This is a genomic window from Escherichia sp. E.sYA108 (assembly GCF_011754335.1).
GTDB classification, from domain to species: Bacteria; Pseudomonadota; Gammaproteobacteria; order Enterobacterales; family Enterobacteriaceae; genus Escherichia; species Escherichia coli.
Genome location: NZ_JAAQVZ010000001.1, coordinates 3,219,123 through 3,234,743 on the forward strand (window position 1 = coordinate 3,219,123; position 15,621 = coordinate 3,234,743).

17 protein-coding genes and 1 pseudogene are annotated in these 15,621 nt (G+C 53.0%); 11 read left to right on the top strand and 7 right to left on the bottom strand.

All coding sequences use genetic code 11. The features are described 5' to 3' along the window. Positions 1-9 precede the first annotated feature (9 nt). Positions 10-648, bottom strand: a complete 639-nt coding sequence (rutR, locus tag HBM92_RS15540; protein WP_000191701.1) for an HTH-type transcriptional regulator RutR — start codon at positions 646-648, stop codon at positions 10-12. A 287-nt stretch (positions 649-935) separates the two neighbouring features. On the opposite strand from rutR, the gene rutA reads away from it, so the two are divergent. Genes rutA through rutG form a run of 7 tightly spaced genes read left to right on the top strand, consistent with a single transcriptional unit; the run spans position 936 to position 6,379 of the window. Further along, positions 936-2,027: a pyrimidine utilization protein A gene (gene rutA, locus HBM92_RS15545; protein ID WP_001528884.1), complete on the top strand. Its 1,092-nt coding sequence runs from the start codon at positions 936-938 to the stop codon at positions 2,025-2,027. Continuing rightward, on the top strand, positions 2,027-2,719 hold the full coding sequence (gene rutB / locus HBM92_RS15550) for a peroxyureidoacrylate/ureidoacrylate amidohydrolase RutB (protein ID WP_014639575.1): 693 nt from the start codon (positions 2,027-2,029) through the stop codon (positions 2,717-2,719). The genes rutA and rutB overlap by 1 nt, the downstream gene beginning before the upstream one ends. Before the next feature lie 11 nt (positions 2,720-2,730). Next, positions 2,731-3,117 carry a 3-aminoacrylate deaminase gene (gene rutC / locus HBM92_RS15555; RefSeq protein WP_001126780.1) on the top strand — a complete coding sequence of 129 codons (387 nt, stop codon included), beginning with the start codon at positions 2,731-2,733 and terminating at the stop codon, positions 3,115-3,117. A gap of 7 nt (positions 3,118-3,124) precedes the next feature. Beyond that, positions 3,125-3,925 (top strand): pyrimidine utilization protein D, encoded by an 801-nt coding sequence (rutD, locus tag HBM92_RS15560; protein WP_001304752.1) that lies wholly within the window; start codon positions 3,125-3,127, stop codon positions 3,923-3,925. Positions 3,926-3,934: 9 nt separating this feature from the next. Beyond that, complete coding sequence (locus tag HBM92_RS15565) at positions 3,935-4,525, top strand: malonic semialdehyde reductase (protein WP_001001177.1); 591 nt, start codon at positions 3,935-3,937, stop codon at positions 4,523-4,525. Positions 4,526-4,535: 10 nt separating this feature from the next. After that, positions 4,536-5,030, top strand: coding sequence for an NADH-dependent FMN reductase RutF (gene rutF, locus HBM92_RS15570; RefSeq protein WP_001028102.1), 495 nt, complete (start codon positions 4,536-4,538; stop codon positions 5,028-5,030). A gap of 20 nt (positions 5,031-5,050) precedes the next feature. Continuing rightward, entirely contained in the window at positions 5,051-6,379 is a 1,329-nt protein-coding gene (gene rutG, locus HBM92_RS15575; RefSeq protein WP_001304753.1) for a pyrimidine utilization transport protein G, read from the top strand. 82 nt (positions 6,380-6,461) lie between these two features. Here the strand turns inward: rutG and HBM92_RS15580 are convergent, their stop codons facing one another. Beyond that, the gene (locus HBM92_RS15580; RefSeq protein ID WP_001273658.1) at positions 6,462-6,635 is read right to left on the bottom strand and encodes a general stress protein; all 174 of its coding nucleotides are present in this window, start codon (positions 6,633-6,635) and stop codon (positions 6,462-6,464) included. 372 nt (positions 6,636-7,007) lie between these two features. On the opposite strand from HBM92_RS15580, the gene wrbA reads away from it, so the two are divergent. After that, a complete protein-coding gene (wrbA, locus tag HBM92_RS15585) occupies positions 7,008-7,604 on the top strand; it encodes an NAD(P)H:quinone oxidoreductase (protein ID WP_001151437.1) in 597 nt (198 codons plus the stop codon). Between the two features lie 20 nt (positions 7,605-7,624). Beyond that, entirely contained in the window at positions 7,625-7,852 is a 228-nt protein-coding gene (locus tag HBM92_RS15590) for a YccJ family protein (RefSeq protein WP_001143120.1), read from the top strand. A gap of 37 nt (positions 7,853-7,889) precedes the next feature. Here HBM92_RS15590 and agp read toward each other — a convergent pair whose 3' ends face one another. Together agp and HBM92_RS25445 are read right to left on the bottom strand one after the other, a co-directional pair. Continuing rightward, on the bottom strand, positions 7,890-9,131 hold the full coding sequence (gene agp, locus HBM92_RS15595; RefSeq protein WP_001044292.1) for a bifunctional glucose-1-phosphatase/inositol phosphatase: 1,242 nt from the start codon (positions 9,129-9,131) through the stop codon (positions 7,890-7,892). Between the two features lie 280 nt (positions 9,132-9,411). Next, positions 9,412-9,513 (bottom strand): annotated as a pseudogene (locus HBM92_RS25445) (hypothetical protein); the annotation flags it as partial. A gap of 152 nt (positions 9,514-9,665) precedes the next feature. Between HBM92_RS25445 and cbpA the strand changes: the two are divergent. Next, the gene (gene cbpA / locus HBM92_RS15600; RefSeq protein WP_000420625.1) at positions 9,666-10,586 is read left to right on the top strand and encodes a curved DNA-binding protein; all 921 of its coding nucleotides are present in this window, start codon (positions 9,666-9,668) and stop codon (positions 10,584-10,586) included. Continuing rightward, positions 10,586-10,891 (top strand): chaperone modulator CbpM, encoded by a 306-nt coding sequence (cbpM, locus tag HBM92_RS15605; protein ID WP_000024569.1) that lies wholly within the window; start codon positions 10,586-10,588, stop codon positions 10,889-10,891. Before cbpA ends, cbpM begins: the two co-directional genes overlap by 1 nt. 355 nt (positions 10,892-11,246) lie before the next feature. Here the strand turns inward: cbpM and torD are convergent, their stop codons facing one another. Genes torD through torC form a run of 3 tightly spaced genes read right to left on the bottom strand, consistent with a single transcriptional unit; the run spans position 11,247 to position 15,561 of the window. After that, positions 11,247-11,846 carry a molecular chaperone TorD gene (torD, locus tag HBM92_RS15610; RefSeq protein WP_000209904.1) on the bottom strand — a complete coding sequence of 200 codons (600 nt, stop codon included), beginning with the start codon at positions 11,844-11,846 and terminating at the stop codon, positions 11,247-11,249. Then, positions 11,843-14,389, bottom strand: a complete 2,547-nt coding sequence (torA, locus tag HBM92_RS15615; RefSeq protein ID WP_001063183.1) for a trimethylamine-N-oxide reductase TorA — start codon at positions 14,387-14,389, stop codon at positions 11,843-11,845. Before torA ends, torD begins: the two co-directional genes overlap by 4 nt. After that, positions 14,389-15,561, bottom strand: a complete 1,173-nt coding sequence (torC, locus tag HBM92_RS15620; protein ID WP_001230247.1) for a pentaheme c-type cytochrome TorC — start codon at positions 15,559-15,561, stop codon at positions 14,389-14,391. Before torC ends, torA begins: the two co-directional genes overlap by 1 nt. Between the last annotated feature and the right edge of the window lie 60 nt (positions 15,562-15,621).

A 15,621-nucleotide genomic window follows, 5' to 3' on the forward strand; every position in this document is an offset into this window, starting at 1 on the left:
CCGGCATCTTTAACGTGGTCGAATCCCCTCAATAATAATCCGCTGCACGTTTTCAACCGTTTGATTGAAAAACACCTCATCGCGCAACGTCGCGCCTGTCACCGCCTCCACCTGAGGGGCAAAATCGGCGTAATGTTGAGTGGAAGCCCAAATCATAAAAATCAAATGCTGCGGGTCAATCGGCGCGAGTTTGCCGCTTTTAACCCAACCGGCAATGAGCGCCGATTTCTCATCAATTAATGCCTTCAAATCGCCCGTCAGTTCATCCATTAACAGCGGTGCACCTGCCAGCATCTCCATACAGAACAGGCGCGAAGCCTGCGGATAATCGCGGGAAACTTCCAGCTTCAGACGGATGTATTCTTTGATCGCCGCCAGCGGGGCGAAATCTTCTCGAAACGCTTTTAACGGTGCCAGCCAGATATCGAGAATCTGCCGCAGTACGGCTATATACAGCGCCTCTTTTGACGGAAAGTAATACAGCAGATTGGTTTTTGAAACACCCGCCAACTCCGCGATCTGCTCCAGCCTTGTGCCGTGAAAACCGAATTGTGAAAAAGTGTCCAGTGCTGCGCTAAGAATCGCTTTTTTCTTCGCGCTTACTGCGCGCGAACGCTTACCCGTTGTTTTCACTGCGCCTTGCGTCATGCGCTCTCCCCTCTTGTTGATTGGCAACAGGATAGCAAAACCCCCGCCCGGCCTCGACCTTCTGCACTCTCATCGCGCACGAATGCATGTTTTATGTGCAACTGTTTTGACCGTTTAGTCCACTTTTTTTCAGGCATTTTAGACAACTTAACATTAACACATTAATAACATTCACTTTTTAAAAACTGGCATCCGCTTTGCAAACAAGCCATTACGCGGCTGAAAAGGATATGCAGGATGCAGCGCCCCGTCTGACTTTCACTTTACGAGACGAAGAGAGGTTGATGATGAAAATTGGCGTATTCGTACCTATTGGCAACAACGGCTGGCTCATTTCGACCCACGCGCCGCAGTACATGCCGACATTTGAACTGAATAAAGCCATTGTGCAAAAAGCGGAGCACTACCATTTCGATTTCGCCCTGTCGATGATCAAACTGCGTGGCTTTGGCGGCAAAACTGAGTTCTGGGATCACAACCTTGAGTCGTTCACCTTGATGGCGGGGCTGGCAGCCGTCACCTCACGCATTCAGATATACGCGACAGCTGCCACCTTAACGTTACCTCCGGCAATCGTCGCCCGTATGGCCGCAACCATCGACTCCATCTCTGGCGGGCGTTTTGGCGTCAACCTCGTGACTGGCTGGCAGAAGCCCGAGTATGAGCAGATGGGGATCTGGCCTGGCGATGACTATTTCTCCCGTCGTTACGACTATCTCACCGAATATGTTCAGGTGCTGCGCGACCTGTGGGGCTCGGGGAAAAGCGATTTTAAAGGCGATTTTTTCACTATGGATGATTGTCGCGTCAGTCCGCAACCGAGTGTCCCCATGAAAGTGATCTGCGCCGGGCAAAGCGACGCTGGCATGGCGTTCTCCGCCCGGTATGCCGATTTTAACTTCTGTTTCGGCAAAGGCGTAAATACACCCACGGCTTTCGCCCCGACCGCTGCGCGGATGAAACAGGCCGCAGAGCAAACCGGACGCGACGTTGGCTCTTATGTGTTGTTTATGGTGATTGCCGACGAAACCGACGATGCCGCTCGTGCAAAATGGGAACACTACAAAGCGGGCGCGGATGAAGAGGCGTTAAGCTGGCTAACTGAACAAAGTCAGAAAGATACCCGCTCAGGTACTGACACCAACGTCCGTCAGATGGCCGATCCCACTTCGGCGGTAAACATCAATATGGGGACGTTAGTCGGTTCTTACGCCAGTGTCGCGCGCATGTTAGATGAAGTCGCAAACGTGCCTGGTGCCGAAGGCGTGCTGTTGACCTTCGATGATTTTCTGTCGGGAATCGAAACCTTCGGCGAGCGCATTCAACCACTGATGCTGTGCCGCGCCCATCTCCCTGCGCTGACTCAGGAGGTGGCATGATGACAACCTTAACCGCACGACCGGAAGCCATTACCTTCGATCCGCAGCAAACTGCGCTGATCGTGGTGGATATGCAAAATGCCTATGCCACGCCAGGCGGCTACTTAGATCTCGCCGGGTTTGATGTCTCAACCACTCGCCCGGTCATTGCCAACATTCAAACCGCCGTGACCGCAGCGCGAACGGCAGGGATGCTGATCATCTGGTTTCAAAATGGCTGGGATGAACAGTATGTCGAGGCTGGCGGCCCCGGCTCACCGAATTTTCATAAATCGAACGCCCTGAAAACCATGCGTAATCAGCCGCAGCTGCAGGGGAAATTGCTGGCGAAAGGCTCCTGGGATTATCAACTGGTGGATGAACTGGTGCCGCAGCCTGGCGATATTGTGCTGCCGAAGCCGCGCTACAGCGGTTTCTTCAATACGCCGCTGGACAGCATTTTGCGCAGCCGTGGAATACGCCATCTGGTTTTCACCGGTATCGCTACCAACGTCTGCGTCGAATCGACGCTACGCGACGGCTTTTTTCTGGAGTATTTCGGCGTGGTGCTGGAAGACGCAACACACCAGGCGGGGCCGGAATTTGCACAGAAAGCCGCGTTGTTCAATATCGAAACCTTTTTTGGCTGGGTCAGCGACGTCGAAACGTTCTGCGACGCGCTTTCTTCCACGTCCTTTGCTCGTATCGCTTAAGGAGTTTAACGATGCCAAAATCCGTAATTATTCCTGCTGGCAGCAGCGCACCGCTGGCCCCCTTCGTTCCCGGCACGCTGGCTGATGGCGTGGTGTATGTCTCCGGTACGCTGGCTTTTGATCAACATAACAACGTGCTGTTTGCCGATGACCCAAAGGCGCAAACCCGCCACGTTCTGGAAACCATCCGCAAGGTCATCGAGACGGCGGGTGGCACGATGGCGGATGTGACCTTCAACAGCATCTTTATTACCGACTGGAAAAATTACGCCGCGATTAACGAAATCTACGCCGAGTTTTTCCCGGGTGACAAACCGGCGCGATTCTGCATTCAGTGCGGACTGGTAAAACCTGACGCGCTGGTGGAAATCGCCACAATTGCGCATATCGCCAAGTGAGACCGCGATGAAACTTTCACTCTCACCTCCCCCTTATGCTGATGCGCCCGTAGTGGTGTTGATTTCGGGTCTTGGCGGTAGCGGCAGTTACTGGTTACCGCAACTGGCGGTGCTGGATCAGGAGTATCAGGTAGTCTGTTACGACCAGCGCGGCACCGGCAATAATCCCGACACGCTGGCAGAAGATTACAGTATCGCCCAGATGGCAGCGGAACTGCATCAGGCGCTGGTAGCCGCAGGGATTGAGCGTTACGCGGTGGTCGGCCATGCGCTCGGTGCGCTGGTGGGAATGCAGCTGGCGCTGGATTATCCCGCGTCGGTAACTGTGCTGGTCAGCGTTAACGGCTGGCTACGAATAAACGCCCATACGCGCCGCTGTTTTCAGGTTCGCGAACAGTTACTACATAGCGGCGGCGCGCAGGCATGGGTGGAAGCGCAGCCGTTGTTCCTCTATCCCGCCGACTGGATGGCGGCCCGCGCACCTCGCCTTGAGGCAGAAGGCGCGCTGGCACTGGCGCATTTTCAGGGCAAAAATAATTTACTGCGTCGACTTAACGCCCTCAAACGCGCTGACTTTAGTCGCCATGCGGATCGTATCCGCTGCCCGGTGCAAATCATCTGCGCCAGTGATGATCTGCTGGTGCCATCAGCATGTTCCAGTGAACTTCATGCCGCTCTGCCCGATAGCCAGAAAATGGTGATGCGCTATGGCGGACACGCCTGCAACGTGACCGATCCCGAAACGTTTAATGCTCTGTTACTCAACGGGCTTGCCAGCCTGTTACATCACCGTGAAGCCGCCCTGTAAGGAATTGCTATGAACGAAGCCGTTAGCCCAGGTGCGCTTAGCACCCTGTTCACCGATGCCCGCACTCACAACGGCTGGCGGGAGACACCCGTCAGCGATGAGACGTTACGGGAGATTTATGCCCTGATGAAATGGGGGCCGACATCTGCTAACTGTTCTCCGACACGGATCGTGTTTATCCGCACTGCAGAAGGAAAAGAACGTCTGCGCCCGGCGCTTTCCAGCGGCAATCTGCAAAAAACCCTGACCGCGCCCGTCACCGCTATCGTCGCCTGGGACAGTGAATTTTATGAACGGTTACCACAGCTGTTTCCTCACGGCGATGCCCGCAGTTGGTTTACCTCCAGTCCACAACTTGCCGAAGAAACAGCGTTTCGCAACAGTTCCATGCAGGCGGCCTATCTGATCGTCGCCTGCCGTGCGCTGGGGCTGGATACCGGCCCGATGTCGGGCTTTGACCGTCAATACGTTGACGACGCCTTTTTTGCGGGCAGCACGCTGAAGAGCAATCTGCTGATTAATATCGGCTATGGCGATTCCAGCAAACTTTTTGCGCGCCTGCCACGTCTGTCCTTTGAAGAAGCCTGCGGGCTGTTGTAAGGAGCAAACAATGAACATTGTCGATCAACAAACCTTTCGCGATGCGATGTCCTGTATGGGCGCGGCGGTCAATATCATCACTACGGACGGTCCAGCCGGGCGCGCCGGGTTCACCGCCAGCGCCGTCTGCAGCGTGACCGACACGCCGCCCACATTACTGGTGTGCCTGAATCGTGGGGCGTCCGTCTGGCCGGTATTCAATGAAAATCGAACGCTGTGTGTAAATACACTTAGCGCCGGGCAGGAGTCGCTTTCAAACCTTTTTGGCGGCAAAACGCCCATGGAACACCGCTTTGCCGCCGCCCGCTGGCAGACTGGTGTGACCGGATGCCCGCAACTGGAAGAGGCACTGGTTTCGTTTGACTGCCGTATCAGCCAGGTGGTGAGCGTCGGCACCCACGACATTTTGTTTTGCGCCATCGAAGCGATTCATCGTCACGCCACACCCTACGGGCTGGTGTGGTTCGATCGCAGTTATCACGCGCTGATGCGCCCTGCTTGTTAACCTCCTTAAGGAGACAGCTGATGGCAATGTTCGGTTTTCCTCACTGGCAGTTAAAATCGACCTCTACAGAGAGCGGCGTGGTCGCGCCGGATGAACGATTGCCGTTTGCTCAGACGGCAGTAATGGGCGTTCAACACGCGGTGGCGATGTTTGGCGCGACGGTGTTAATGCCGATTCTGATGGGGCTGGATCCCAATCTTTCCATTTTTATGTCGGGGATCGGCACGTTACTGTTTTTCTTTATTACCGGCGGGCGCGTGCCCAGTTATCTCGGTTCCAGCGCGGCTTTTGTCGGCGTGGTGATTGCCGCAACGGGCTTTAATGGTCAGGGAATTAATCCGAATATCAGCATCGCGCTGGGCGGGATTATCGCCTGTGGGCTGGTTTATACCGTCATTGGCCTGGTGGTGATGAAAATCGGTACGCGCTGGATTGAACGACTAATGCCGCCGGTTGTGACGGGTGCGGTAGTGATGGCGATTGGCCTGAACTTAGCGCCTATCGCAGTGAAAAATGTATCGGCTTCGGCCTTTGATAGCTGGATGGCGGTAATGACGGTGCTGTGTATTGGGCTGGTGGCCGTATTTACCCGTGGCATGATCCAGCGATTATTGATTCTCGTAGGATTAATTGTCGCCTGTCTGCTGTATGGCGTGATGACCAACGTTTTAGGGCTGGGAAAAGCCGTCGATTTTACTCTCGTCAGCCATGCTGCCTGGTTCGGTCTGCCACATTTTTCCACTCCTGCTTTTAATGGTCAGGCAATGATGCTGATTGCGCCCGTGGCGGTGATTCTGGTGGCGGAAAACTTAGGTCATCTCAAGGCGGTCGCCGGGATGACCGGACGCAATATGGACCCGTATATGGGGCGGGCATTCGTAGGCGATGGGCTGGCGACGATGCTTTCTGGCTCTGTCGGCGGTAGCGGCGTAACCACCTACGCCGAGAATATTGGTGTGATGGCCGTGACAAAAGTCTACTCGACGCTGGTGTTTGTTGCCGCTGCCGTCATCGCCATGCTGTTGGGCTTTTCGCCGAAATTTGGCGCGCTGATCCATACTATTCCGGCCGCGGTGATTGGTGGTGCATCAATTGTTGTGTTCGGGCTGATTGCCGTCGCAGGCGCACGGATCTGGGTACAAAACCGTGTGGATTTAAGCCAGAACGGTAATTTGATTATGGTCGCAGTAACCTTAGTGCTGGGTGCGGGTGATTTTGCTCTCACACTGGGCGGTTTTACGTTGGGAGGGATCGGTACAGCCACCTTTGGCGCGATTTTACTCAATGCGTTGTTAAGCAGAAGGTTGGTTGACGTTCCACCGCCAGAAGTTGTTCATCAGGAGCCATAAACAGAAAACCGCCGGGGTAACCGGCGGTGATGGCGTTTTGACGAGCTACAGACAAAAATGCATGCGTCATTGATTAGCCCGGCTAGTTGTCGCTTTTACCGTGACTGCTCTTGCCACCTTTTTTACCTGCTTCAGATGCGCGCTGCGGGTCATTTTTGAAATTACCCCCGCTGTGCTGTCCACCTTTTTTACCTGCTTCTGATGCTCTTTCGCGGTCTTCTGCAAAATTGCCGGAACCGCCTCGATGGTTTGCCATTACTGACCTCCGTCTGGGTATAGACATCATATTGCATAGAATTAACGCGGCGTATGGCGGCTGCCATATTTTCGCTACGTGGGACTAAGCTTAGTGAACTGACGCGGGCAGACCCGCGTTTGGTAATATCCTGCAACAGCTTCTTAGCGAGAATAGATATCATCTCCAATAATTATCCATAAGCCGCTCTTATGATTAAAAAAACGCGATGAGATAAAAATGTGTCATTTTGCGACAAAATTACGTGCTTGTGAAAGTTGTTATAAATCAAATAAGTGGTTGTGAAATTTGCACTCTGAAAAGGACGTCTTATCTTTAAATAAGTGGTAGCGAATCGCTACGGAATAGAGATAACACGAGGAGTGGTTAGAAATGGCTAAAGTTCTGGTGCTTTATTATTCCATGTACGGACATATTGAAACGATGGCACGCGCAGTTGCTGAGGGTGCAAGCAAAGTGGATGGCGCAGAAGTTGTCGTTAAGCGTGTACCGGAAACCATGCCGCCGCAATTATTTGAAAAAGCAGGCGGTAAAACGCAAACTGCACCGGTTGCAACCCCGCAAGAACTGGCCGATTACGACGCCATTATTTTTGGTACACCTACCCGCTTTGGTAACATGTCCGGTCAAATGCGTACCTTCCTCGACCAGACGGGCGGCCTGTGGGCTTCCGGCGCACTATACGGAAAACTGGCGAGCGTCTTTAGTTCCACCGGTACTGGCGGCGGTCAGGAACAAACCATCACATCCACCTGGACGACCCTTGCGCATCACGGCATGGTGATTGTCCCCATTGGCTACGCAGCGCAGGAATTATTTGACGTTTCACAGGTTCGCGGCGGTACGCCGTACGGCGCAACCACCATCGCAGGCGGTGACGGTTCACGCCAGCCCAGCCAGGAAGAACTGTCTATTGCTCGTTATCAAGGGGAATATGTCGCAGGTCTGGCAGTTAAACTTAACGGCTAATCTTCAACAGGAGGATACGCATGCCAACTCAAGAAGCGAAAGCTCATCACGTCGGTGAATGGGCATCTCTGCGCAATACGTCGCCGGAAATAGCCGAGGCCATTTTCGAAGTCGCCGGGTACGACGAAAAAATGGCGGAAAAGATTTGGGAAGAAGGTAGCGATGAAGTGTTAGTCAAAGCCTTTGCTAAGACCGATAAAGATTCGCTTTTTTGGGGCGAACAGACCATCGAACGTAAAAACGTTTAACCAGCGACTCCCCCGCTTCACGCGGGGGAGTTTTCTGTTATTTCACCGCTTCATTCAATACGCGATCAAACTTATCCATTGGGCAAAAACCGTTGGCATCTATCGGGCAACCGCTTAATTCCAGCGTCACGCGCTGCGCAGGTGCCTGCAGGGTTAACGCATCGGCATTACGTAACTGTTCCGCACTCTGGTACACATATTCAATTTTCATCAGGTCGCGATTGGCTTTGCTGTCATGCCAACGCTGGAAAACGATTTTGCCGCCAATCGGCGTGCGTTCGTTCTGGTCATGCAACTGATACGGTTTGAAATCCAGCGCCGTTAACAGAGAGGCAATGTTGGAGTCGTGCCCAACTAATACCGTGATTTTCGGTGCACTGGTGCGATCGGTGACCAGGGCTTTGTCGATATAACTGACCAGCGGTTTCGCAACATTGCGCGCCACTTCCGGTGAGGTAAACAGGCTGTCCTGGTAACCGTTTTTCAGCTTCGACAACACCTTCCACTGCTGGTCAGATTTAATTTCTCCCCAGGCAACCTGATCCATCGGAAAACCTTCGTAGTATTGCAAAGTAAACGCATCTACCAGCGAGTTGCCAACTTTCAGCGGCCCGGAAACGCCCGGTTCTTGTTGATACTTCGCGCTAAAGGTATTTTTGCCATCTACAAGCGAACATTGTTGCTTCTCTTTACAGGCAGGGGAATCTTTATAGTTAACGATTTGTTCCAGTAGCTTGTAGCTGTCGGTAAGCTGGAGTTTGCTGAGCTCTTTCTCCATTGCCGCCACCGCCTGTTCACTGAATGCGGCGGAATCATCGGTGATCACTGGGTTAAAGGTGGGGTCCATAGTGCCCATTTTTTCCTGGTGATGAACATGAATATCACACCCAGGGAATGCGCCAGTAATAAAGAACTGCGCGGTCGCGACGGTGCGTTGCAGACTATTGGCATAGGCATAAACGGTGTCCGGTGGCGGGCATTCCCCTGATTTCACCATCCCCTGTTCTGCCAGCCATTCACGCATATAATGGCCCATATACACTTCGAGCACGCCCCCTTTAGTGGTGAGCTGCCCACCGGGGACGTCCCATTCAGGCCATTTATTCGGCGTCGACTGCTCCAGCACACTGCCATTGTTCGCCAGCGGCGCACGTAAGTTATGACGGCTCATCATAAGGACTTGCTGTAGCTGATAGCCTTCCGGTACGGTTTGTGCCTGAGCATTTGAAGCGAGTAAAACTATCCCTGCCACAGTTGCGGCGATTAGCGTTTTGTTCATTCCTCACACCTCTTTTGTTATCAATAATTAAAGAGTGTGACAGAAATATGTCATTTTTCCGGGAACAGGTTCGCAAAATGGCTCGTTGAACGCCTGTTTTTCTATATTCCCCTTTAAAAACAGGCAAGTTTTGACGCAAACTATGCCTGATTAGCCCCGGCCTCGTTTACGCCGCTAATGATTACATCAGTAGCTATAAAGAAAATCAGCGGCGTTACCATTACCAATAAAAAAAGAATGTGAGACTAATAGCAATGGTTTTTAGCACATGTCTTTATCATTAAATTGCATAACGATTTAAATAGTCGAGTTGTGCATTCCTTTCCTTATTGTTTAACTTGTAAGCATGAGCCAAAAGTTCAGGAGTGAGGTAAATAAAATATGTTCCTCCCACCTTGAGGCGACCTCCCCTCCGCGATGATTTCAATAACATATTCTGTGTTGGCATATGAAATTTTGAGGATTACCCTACACTTATAGGAGTTACCTTACAGGGGTTCCTTCAATTTGTGTTGATTTACGCGAGATAACGCTATGGAATTAAAGGATTATTACGCCATCATGGGCGTGAAACCGACGGACGATCTCAAGACAATCAAGACCGCCTATCGTCGACTGGCCCGCAAATACCATCCTGATGTCAGCAAAGAACCGGATGCCGAAGCCCGCTTCAAAGAGGTCGCTGAAGCCTGGGAAGTGTTAAGTGATGAACAACGTCGCGCTGAGTATGATCAGATGTGGCAACATCGCAACGATCCGCAATTTAACCGTCAGTTCCATCATGGCGACGGTCAGAGTTTTAACGCCGAAGATTTTGACGATATCTTCTCGTCAATTTTCGGTCAGCATGCCCGCCAGAGCCGTCAACGCCCCGCCACACGCGGCCACGATATTGAAATCGAAGTGGCGGTTTTCCTCGAAGAAACGCTTACTGAGCATAAGCGTACCATCAGCTATAACCTGCCGGTTTATAACGCCTTTGGCATGATCGAACAGGAAATCCCGAAAACGCTGAATGTGAAGATCCCGGCGGGCGTCGGCAATGGTCAACGCATCCGCCTGAAAGGCCAGGGGACGCCGGGCGAAAACGGCGGTCCAAATGGCGACCTGTGGCTGGTGATTCACATTGCGCCACATCCGCTGTTTGATATTGTCGGCCAGGATCTGGAAATAGTGGTGCCGGTTAGCCCGTGGGAAGCGGCGCTGGGTACTAAAGTCACCGTTCCAACACTGAAAGAAAGCATTTTGCTGACTATCCCGCCTGGCAGCCAGGCCGGGCAACGATTGCGCGTTAAAGGCAAAGGTCTGGTGAGCAAAAAACAGACCGGCGATCTGTATGCGGTACTGAAAATCGTGATGCCGCCGAAACCGGATGAAAACACTGCCGCGCTGTGGCAGCAACTGGCAGACGCCCAGTCGTCTTTTGATCCACGTAAAGATTGGGGGAAAGCATAATGGCTAATGTTACGGTGACTTTTACTATTACCGAATTTTGCCTGCATACCGGCATCTCTGAAGAGGAGTTGAATGAAATTGTCGGTTTGGGGGTGGTTGAACCGAGTGAGATCCAGGAGACAACCTGGGTATTTGACGACCATGCCGCCATTGTGGTGCAACGCGCGGTACGCCTGCGTCATGAACTGGCTCTGGACTGGCCGGGGATCGCGGTGGCGCTGACGTTAATGGATGATATTGCGCACCTGAAGCAGGAAAACCGCCTGCTGCGCCAGCGGCTTTCCCGGTTTGTGGCTCACCCGTGAGTTTGTTGCCTGATGCGACGCTTAACGCGTCTTATCAGGCCTACAAAGAGCACTGTTCCCGTAGGCCGGATAAGGCGTTTATGCCGCATCCGGCAACTGCGCCATAATGCCTGATGCGACGCTTAACGCATCTTATCAGGCCCACAAAAAGCACTGTTCCCGTAGGCCGGATAAGGCGTTCTCGCCGCATCCGGCAACTGCGCCATAATGCCTGATGCGACGCTTAACGCATCTTATCAGGCCCACAAAAAGCACTGTTCCCGTAGGCCGGATAAGGCGTTCTCGCCGCATCCGGCAACTGCGCACTAATGCCTGATGCGACGCCTGCCGCGTCTTATCAGGCCTACAAACGGCATTATCTTTTTTGGTAGTCACACTCCACTAACACCAGCAATAACTGGCTTAGTGCCGCGTAAAAACCAAAGCGGTCATACTGTCGACAACGCGCAGCAAACTCTGGTAACCATTCCCGCAGAGCCGTCAGTGTTTTTTGCCGCAAACCGTCGATTCTTCGCGCAGGAACGGTCCCCTCTCCCAGCGAAAAATGCAGATGACTCAACAACTCGAGATAGATCGCCAGATGATCTGCCGGTTCGTTGAAATTGCCGCTGGTCTCCATCCCTGCCTCAACTAACAAGCGTTTAATCTCTTGCTCGTCCTGTTTGTAGGCCGATGCATACGGCAGCGCCGCTTGTTTGTCGGTCATCAGAAACAGGCCGCAAAAGTCAGCGGCCAGTTCCAGACGGGCATCGTCACGTACTGTCAGAGTGGCAATACTGTTTTCCAGCCCATTCACCGCCGCAGTGAGCGGAGGTTCGCTTTTCAGCAACGAAAACCATTCAGCCATCTGCGCACTGGCGATTTGCGTCAGTTGTTCATCGTCCAGTTCACGGGAGAACAACTGCGCCAGCCAGGCGTAAACACAGGCAATCTGTTGTGCTGTCAGCGTGGTCATGATTTCACCTGCGACGCGGGAACATATTCGCACTGCGCCACCATCTCCACGGGGCCGTTAAACGCCGTCACCTGCTCCACTGTTCCGTTGTACTTCTCAATTTCCACCAGCGTAGTGTGCGCACTGGTCGCCTGCGCCAGCTGCGAAGTACCGATGTCGATGGTCAACACGTTGGGGTTACCGTATTTGCACAGCGCCCCTGGCTCGCCGCCTTTGTCCGGATCGTACCATGCCCCTTCGTGAATTCGCGCCACGCCGGGTGCATAACGGTCAGAAACCACTGCTCCAGCCAACACCTGACCACGAACGTTAAAGACGCGTACCACATCACCGTGACGAATACCGCGCGCGCTGGCATCCTTCGGGCTAATAAATACTGGCTCTTTACCCGCTACGGTATATTGCTGACGCAGAGTTTCCGACTCACATAACTGCGAGTGAAGTCGGAAATCCGGATGCACAGATTGCAGATGCAACGGATACTTCTGCGAGCCAGGCCCACCGTGGGAGCGTTCGATTTTCTCAAACCACATCGGATGCCCCTGACAATCGTCGTAGTTCATGTCGGCGATGGTTTTTGAGTAGATCTCAATCAGGCCACTCGGCGTGCCCAGCGGTTCGAGATCCGGATCTTCGCGGAATGCCTGGTGGCGAACAAACATCTGCGGATGGTCAAACTCGACGTACTCTTTGTTATTCCAGAAGTCATTAAACGCTGGCAGATGAACGCCGCGTCCTTTGCCTTGTTGTACACCTTCCTGCCAGATGCGTTTCAGCCAGCCCATCTCGTCCAGCCCTTCGGTAAAGGCTTCTTCGCGATTAAAGCGGCGGCACAGCTCGCGGAAAATATCAAAGTCGTTGCGCGCCTCGAACTGCGGCGGCACGACCTGTTTCATGGCGATGATGCCACGATTGGAGTGGTTGCCGTACTGGTCGAGATCGTTACGCTCAAACTGCGTGGTCGCAGGCAGCACGATATCGGCAAAGCGGCAGGTTGAGGTCCACTGGTTATCTATGGCGATAACCGTTTCCAGCTTGCGCCAGCCTTCAATAATGCGGTTGATCTGCTGATGGCGATGGAACGGGTTAGTTCCGGCAAAAATACACATTTTCAGCGGCGGCAGTTTTACCGATTTACCGTTCCAGTTGATCACTTTCCCCGGTTCGAGGATCGCATCGATAAAACGGGCAATCGGAATGGTGCTGCTGTAGCCTTTGTAGTCACTGTTGTCGTGAACAGGCGGAATCGACGTAGAGCCGGAGAAACCACTCAAAATAACGCCTTTACGCCCCGGCGTGCCTGCGCCGTTATAGTGCCAGCCAAAACCAAAACCACCACCTGGCAGGCCAATTTGCCCCAGCATCGCCGCCAGAACGACAATCATCCACGCCCACTGTTCACCGTGCTGCATACGCTGTACGCACCAGCCAGCAATAATCTGCGTTCTGTTCGCCGCCATCTGCCGTGCCAGCCCACGAATGGTTTCGGCATCAATGCCGGTCAGTTTTTCTGCCCATGCGGCATCTTTCGGCTGACCGTCTTTCTCACCCAGCAGATACGGCAGGAACTGCTCAAAACCCACACAGTAGTTAGCGAGGAAGTTTTTGTCGTACAGGTTTTCACTGTACAGCGTATGCGCCAGCGCCAGTTGCAGCGGCACGTCAGTTTGCGGGTTAACCGCAATGTGCTTCACATGCTCGCGCCCCAGATACTCATGGGTGGATGTAACAACCGGATCGATGCTGATGACCTCAATTTCACCGGCGGCGACTTTCGCTTTCAACTGCTCGTAATATTCATAAACATCGTGATCCGGGCACCACCAGTTCGCCTGCTGGTTTTTCAGCAAATCGGAGCCCCACAGCACAATGGTTTTGCTATTCTGCAATACCAGCGGCCAGGAGGTTTGCTGTTCATACACTTCCATTGAGCCAACCACGCGCGGCAAGATCACCTGCGCAGCACCGGTAGAGTAATCTCCGCCCGTACCAACGCTATTACCATGCAAGGCAATAGCTTTCGCCAGCATCCCCGAAGCGTTATGGAACATCCCCGTCGATTGCCAACCACTGGCGGTCAGCAAGGCACTCGGCCCGTGAGTTTTCTGTACGCGTTCCAGTTCTTCATAGAACATGTCGAGGGCTTCATCCCAGCTCACGCGCACAAAACGGTTATCACCGCGCTGGGAGGTGTCGCTCAGATGGCGCTTACGCAGCCAGTCCACGCGTACCATCGGGTAACGAATACGCGCCGCGTTGTGTACATGATCCGGCAATCCGGCGATCATTTTCGACGGATATTTATCCAGTTCGAACGGTTTTGCTGCCACAAAGCGACCATCCTTCACCGTCGCGCGGATAGCCCCCCAGTGCGACCCGGTAAGAATGCCCTCTTTCGAGATGACAGCCTCAGTCGCCGCTTGCGCCGCAGTCGCACGGCGCGGCGTTAACAATGACGTCCCCAGCATCCCGGCGACGGTTAAGCCGCCGAGTTGTGCCAGAAAACGCCGACGTGATGCCTGAAAGAGATCGTTATTGTTCATTATTTTTCTTCCTTCTTATCGCCGTGAGCCTTACCTGCGGTGTCAGACGCATTCATTTGCAGATATTTCAACAAGGTGCGTTCTTCACGTTTATCGAGGCTGGTAAAGCCAATCATGCCGTTGAGCGTGCCGATCCAACCGTTAGCGTCAAAGTGGGAGATTTCCGGTGCGCCATGGCACTGGTTACAGGTGCCGTTGTACAGAGAATCCGCATAAGCCCAGATCGGTTTGATATCGTTCACCATGTCGCCTTTCTTCATCCACGCAGTAGCCTGCAACTTGCTCCACTCGGTATTGGTGTCGGCAACGGTGGTTTTCTCCAGTGTTTTCACCTGCTGCTGCACATCACCACGAATCGAGGCAACAAAGATGCGTTTACCTGGGAATTGGGTGAGTACACGCTGACGTCCTGCACTTTCCGTCCAACCAGTGATTTCAATTTGCAGCCAGTCGCCGTCACGTTTAAGGACTTTCACTTCCGAAGCAGGCAGCAGAGAACCAGACGCTTCTTTATCGCCTTTCGCCGCATAAATCGGCTTAATATCAATGGAGTACAGCGTGTCACCACTATCATTAGCACTGGCGCGCAGCTCATCGAACTGCTTACGGAAGCCACTACTCATATCAGGTAACTGGTGGGCAATACCTTTATGACAGTCGATGCAAGATTGATTATCTTTCGCTGCCACCTTCATCTGACGCGCCGCTTCAGGATGCTGCTTCGCATGATCCATCGCATCGTAGTTATGGCAGGAGCGGCAGGTTGCCGAGTTGTTTTCTTTCATTCGCGCCCATTCACGCTCGGCAAGTTCCGCGCGTTTGGCTTCAAATTTCTCAGGTGTATCAATGGAGTGGGCAATAAAGGTCTGGTAAATGTCGTTGCTCGCTTCCAGTTTGCGCTTCACCATGCCTGGAATATCCGGCGGAATATGACAGTCATGGCATTCAGCTCGCACGCCGGAGGCGTTCTGGAAATGCACCGACTGTTTATATTCTTCATACACCGGTTGCATACTGTGGCAACTGACACAAAATTCGGTTGTGCTGGTGACTTTGATCCCAACGTGTGGCAATACAATCAGCGCAATGCCAATCACAATCCCAGTAGCGACCAGCGCCAGTACCGACCAACGAGCACTGGGTCGGCGTAACGCGTTCCAGAGTTTCCGCATAATAGCCCCTGTAAAATTATGGTTTAGTGAAGCGATCTTAATGAGCAAATATGAACAGCG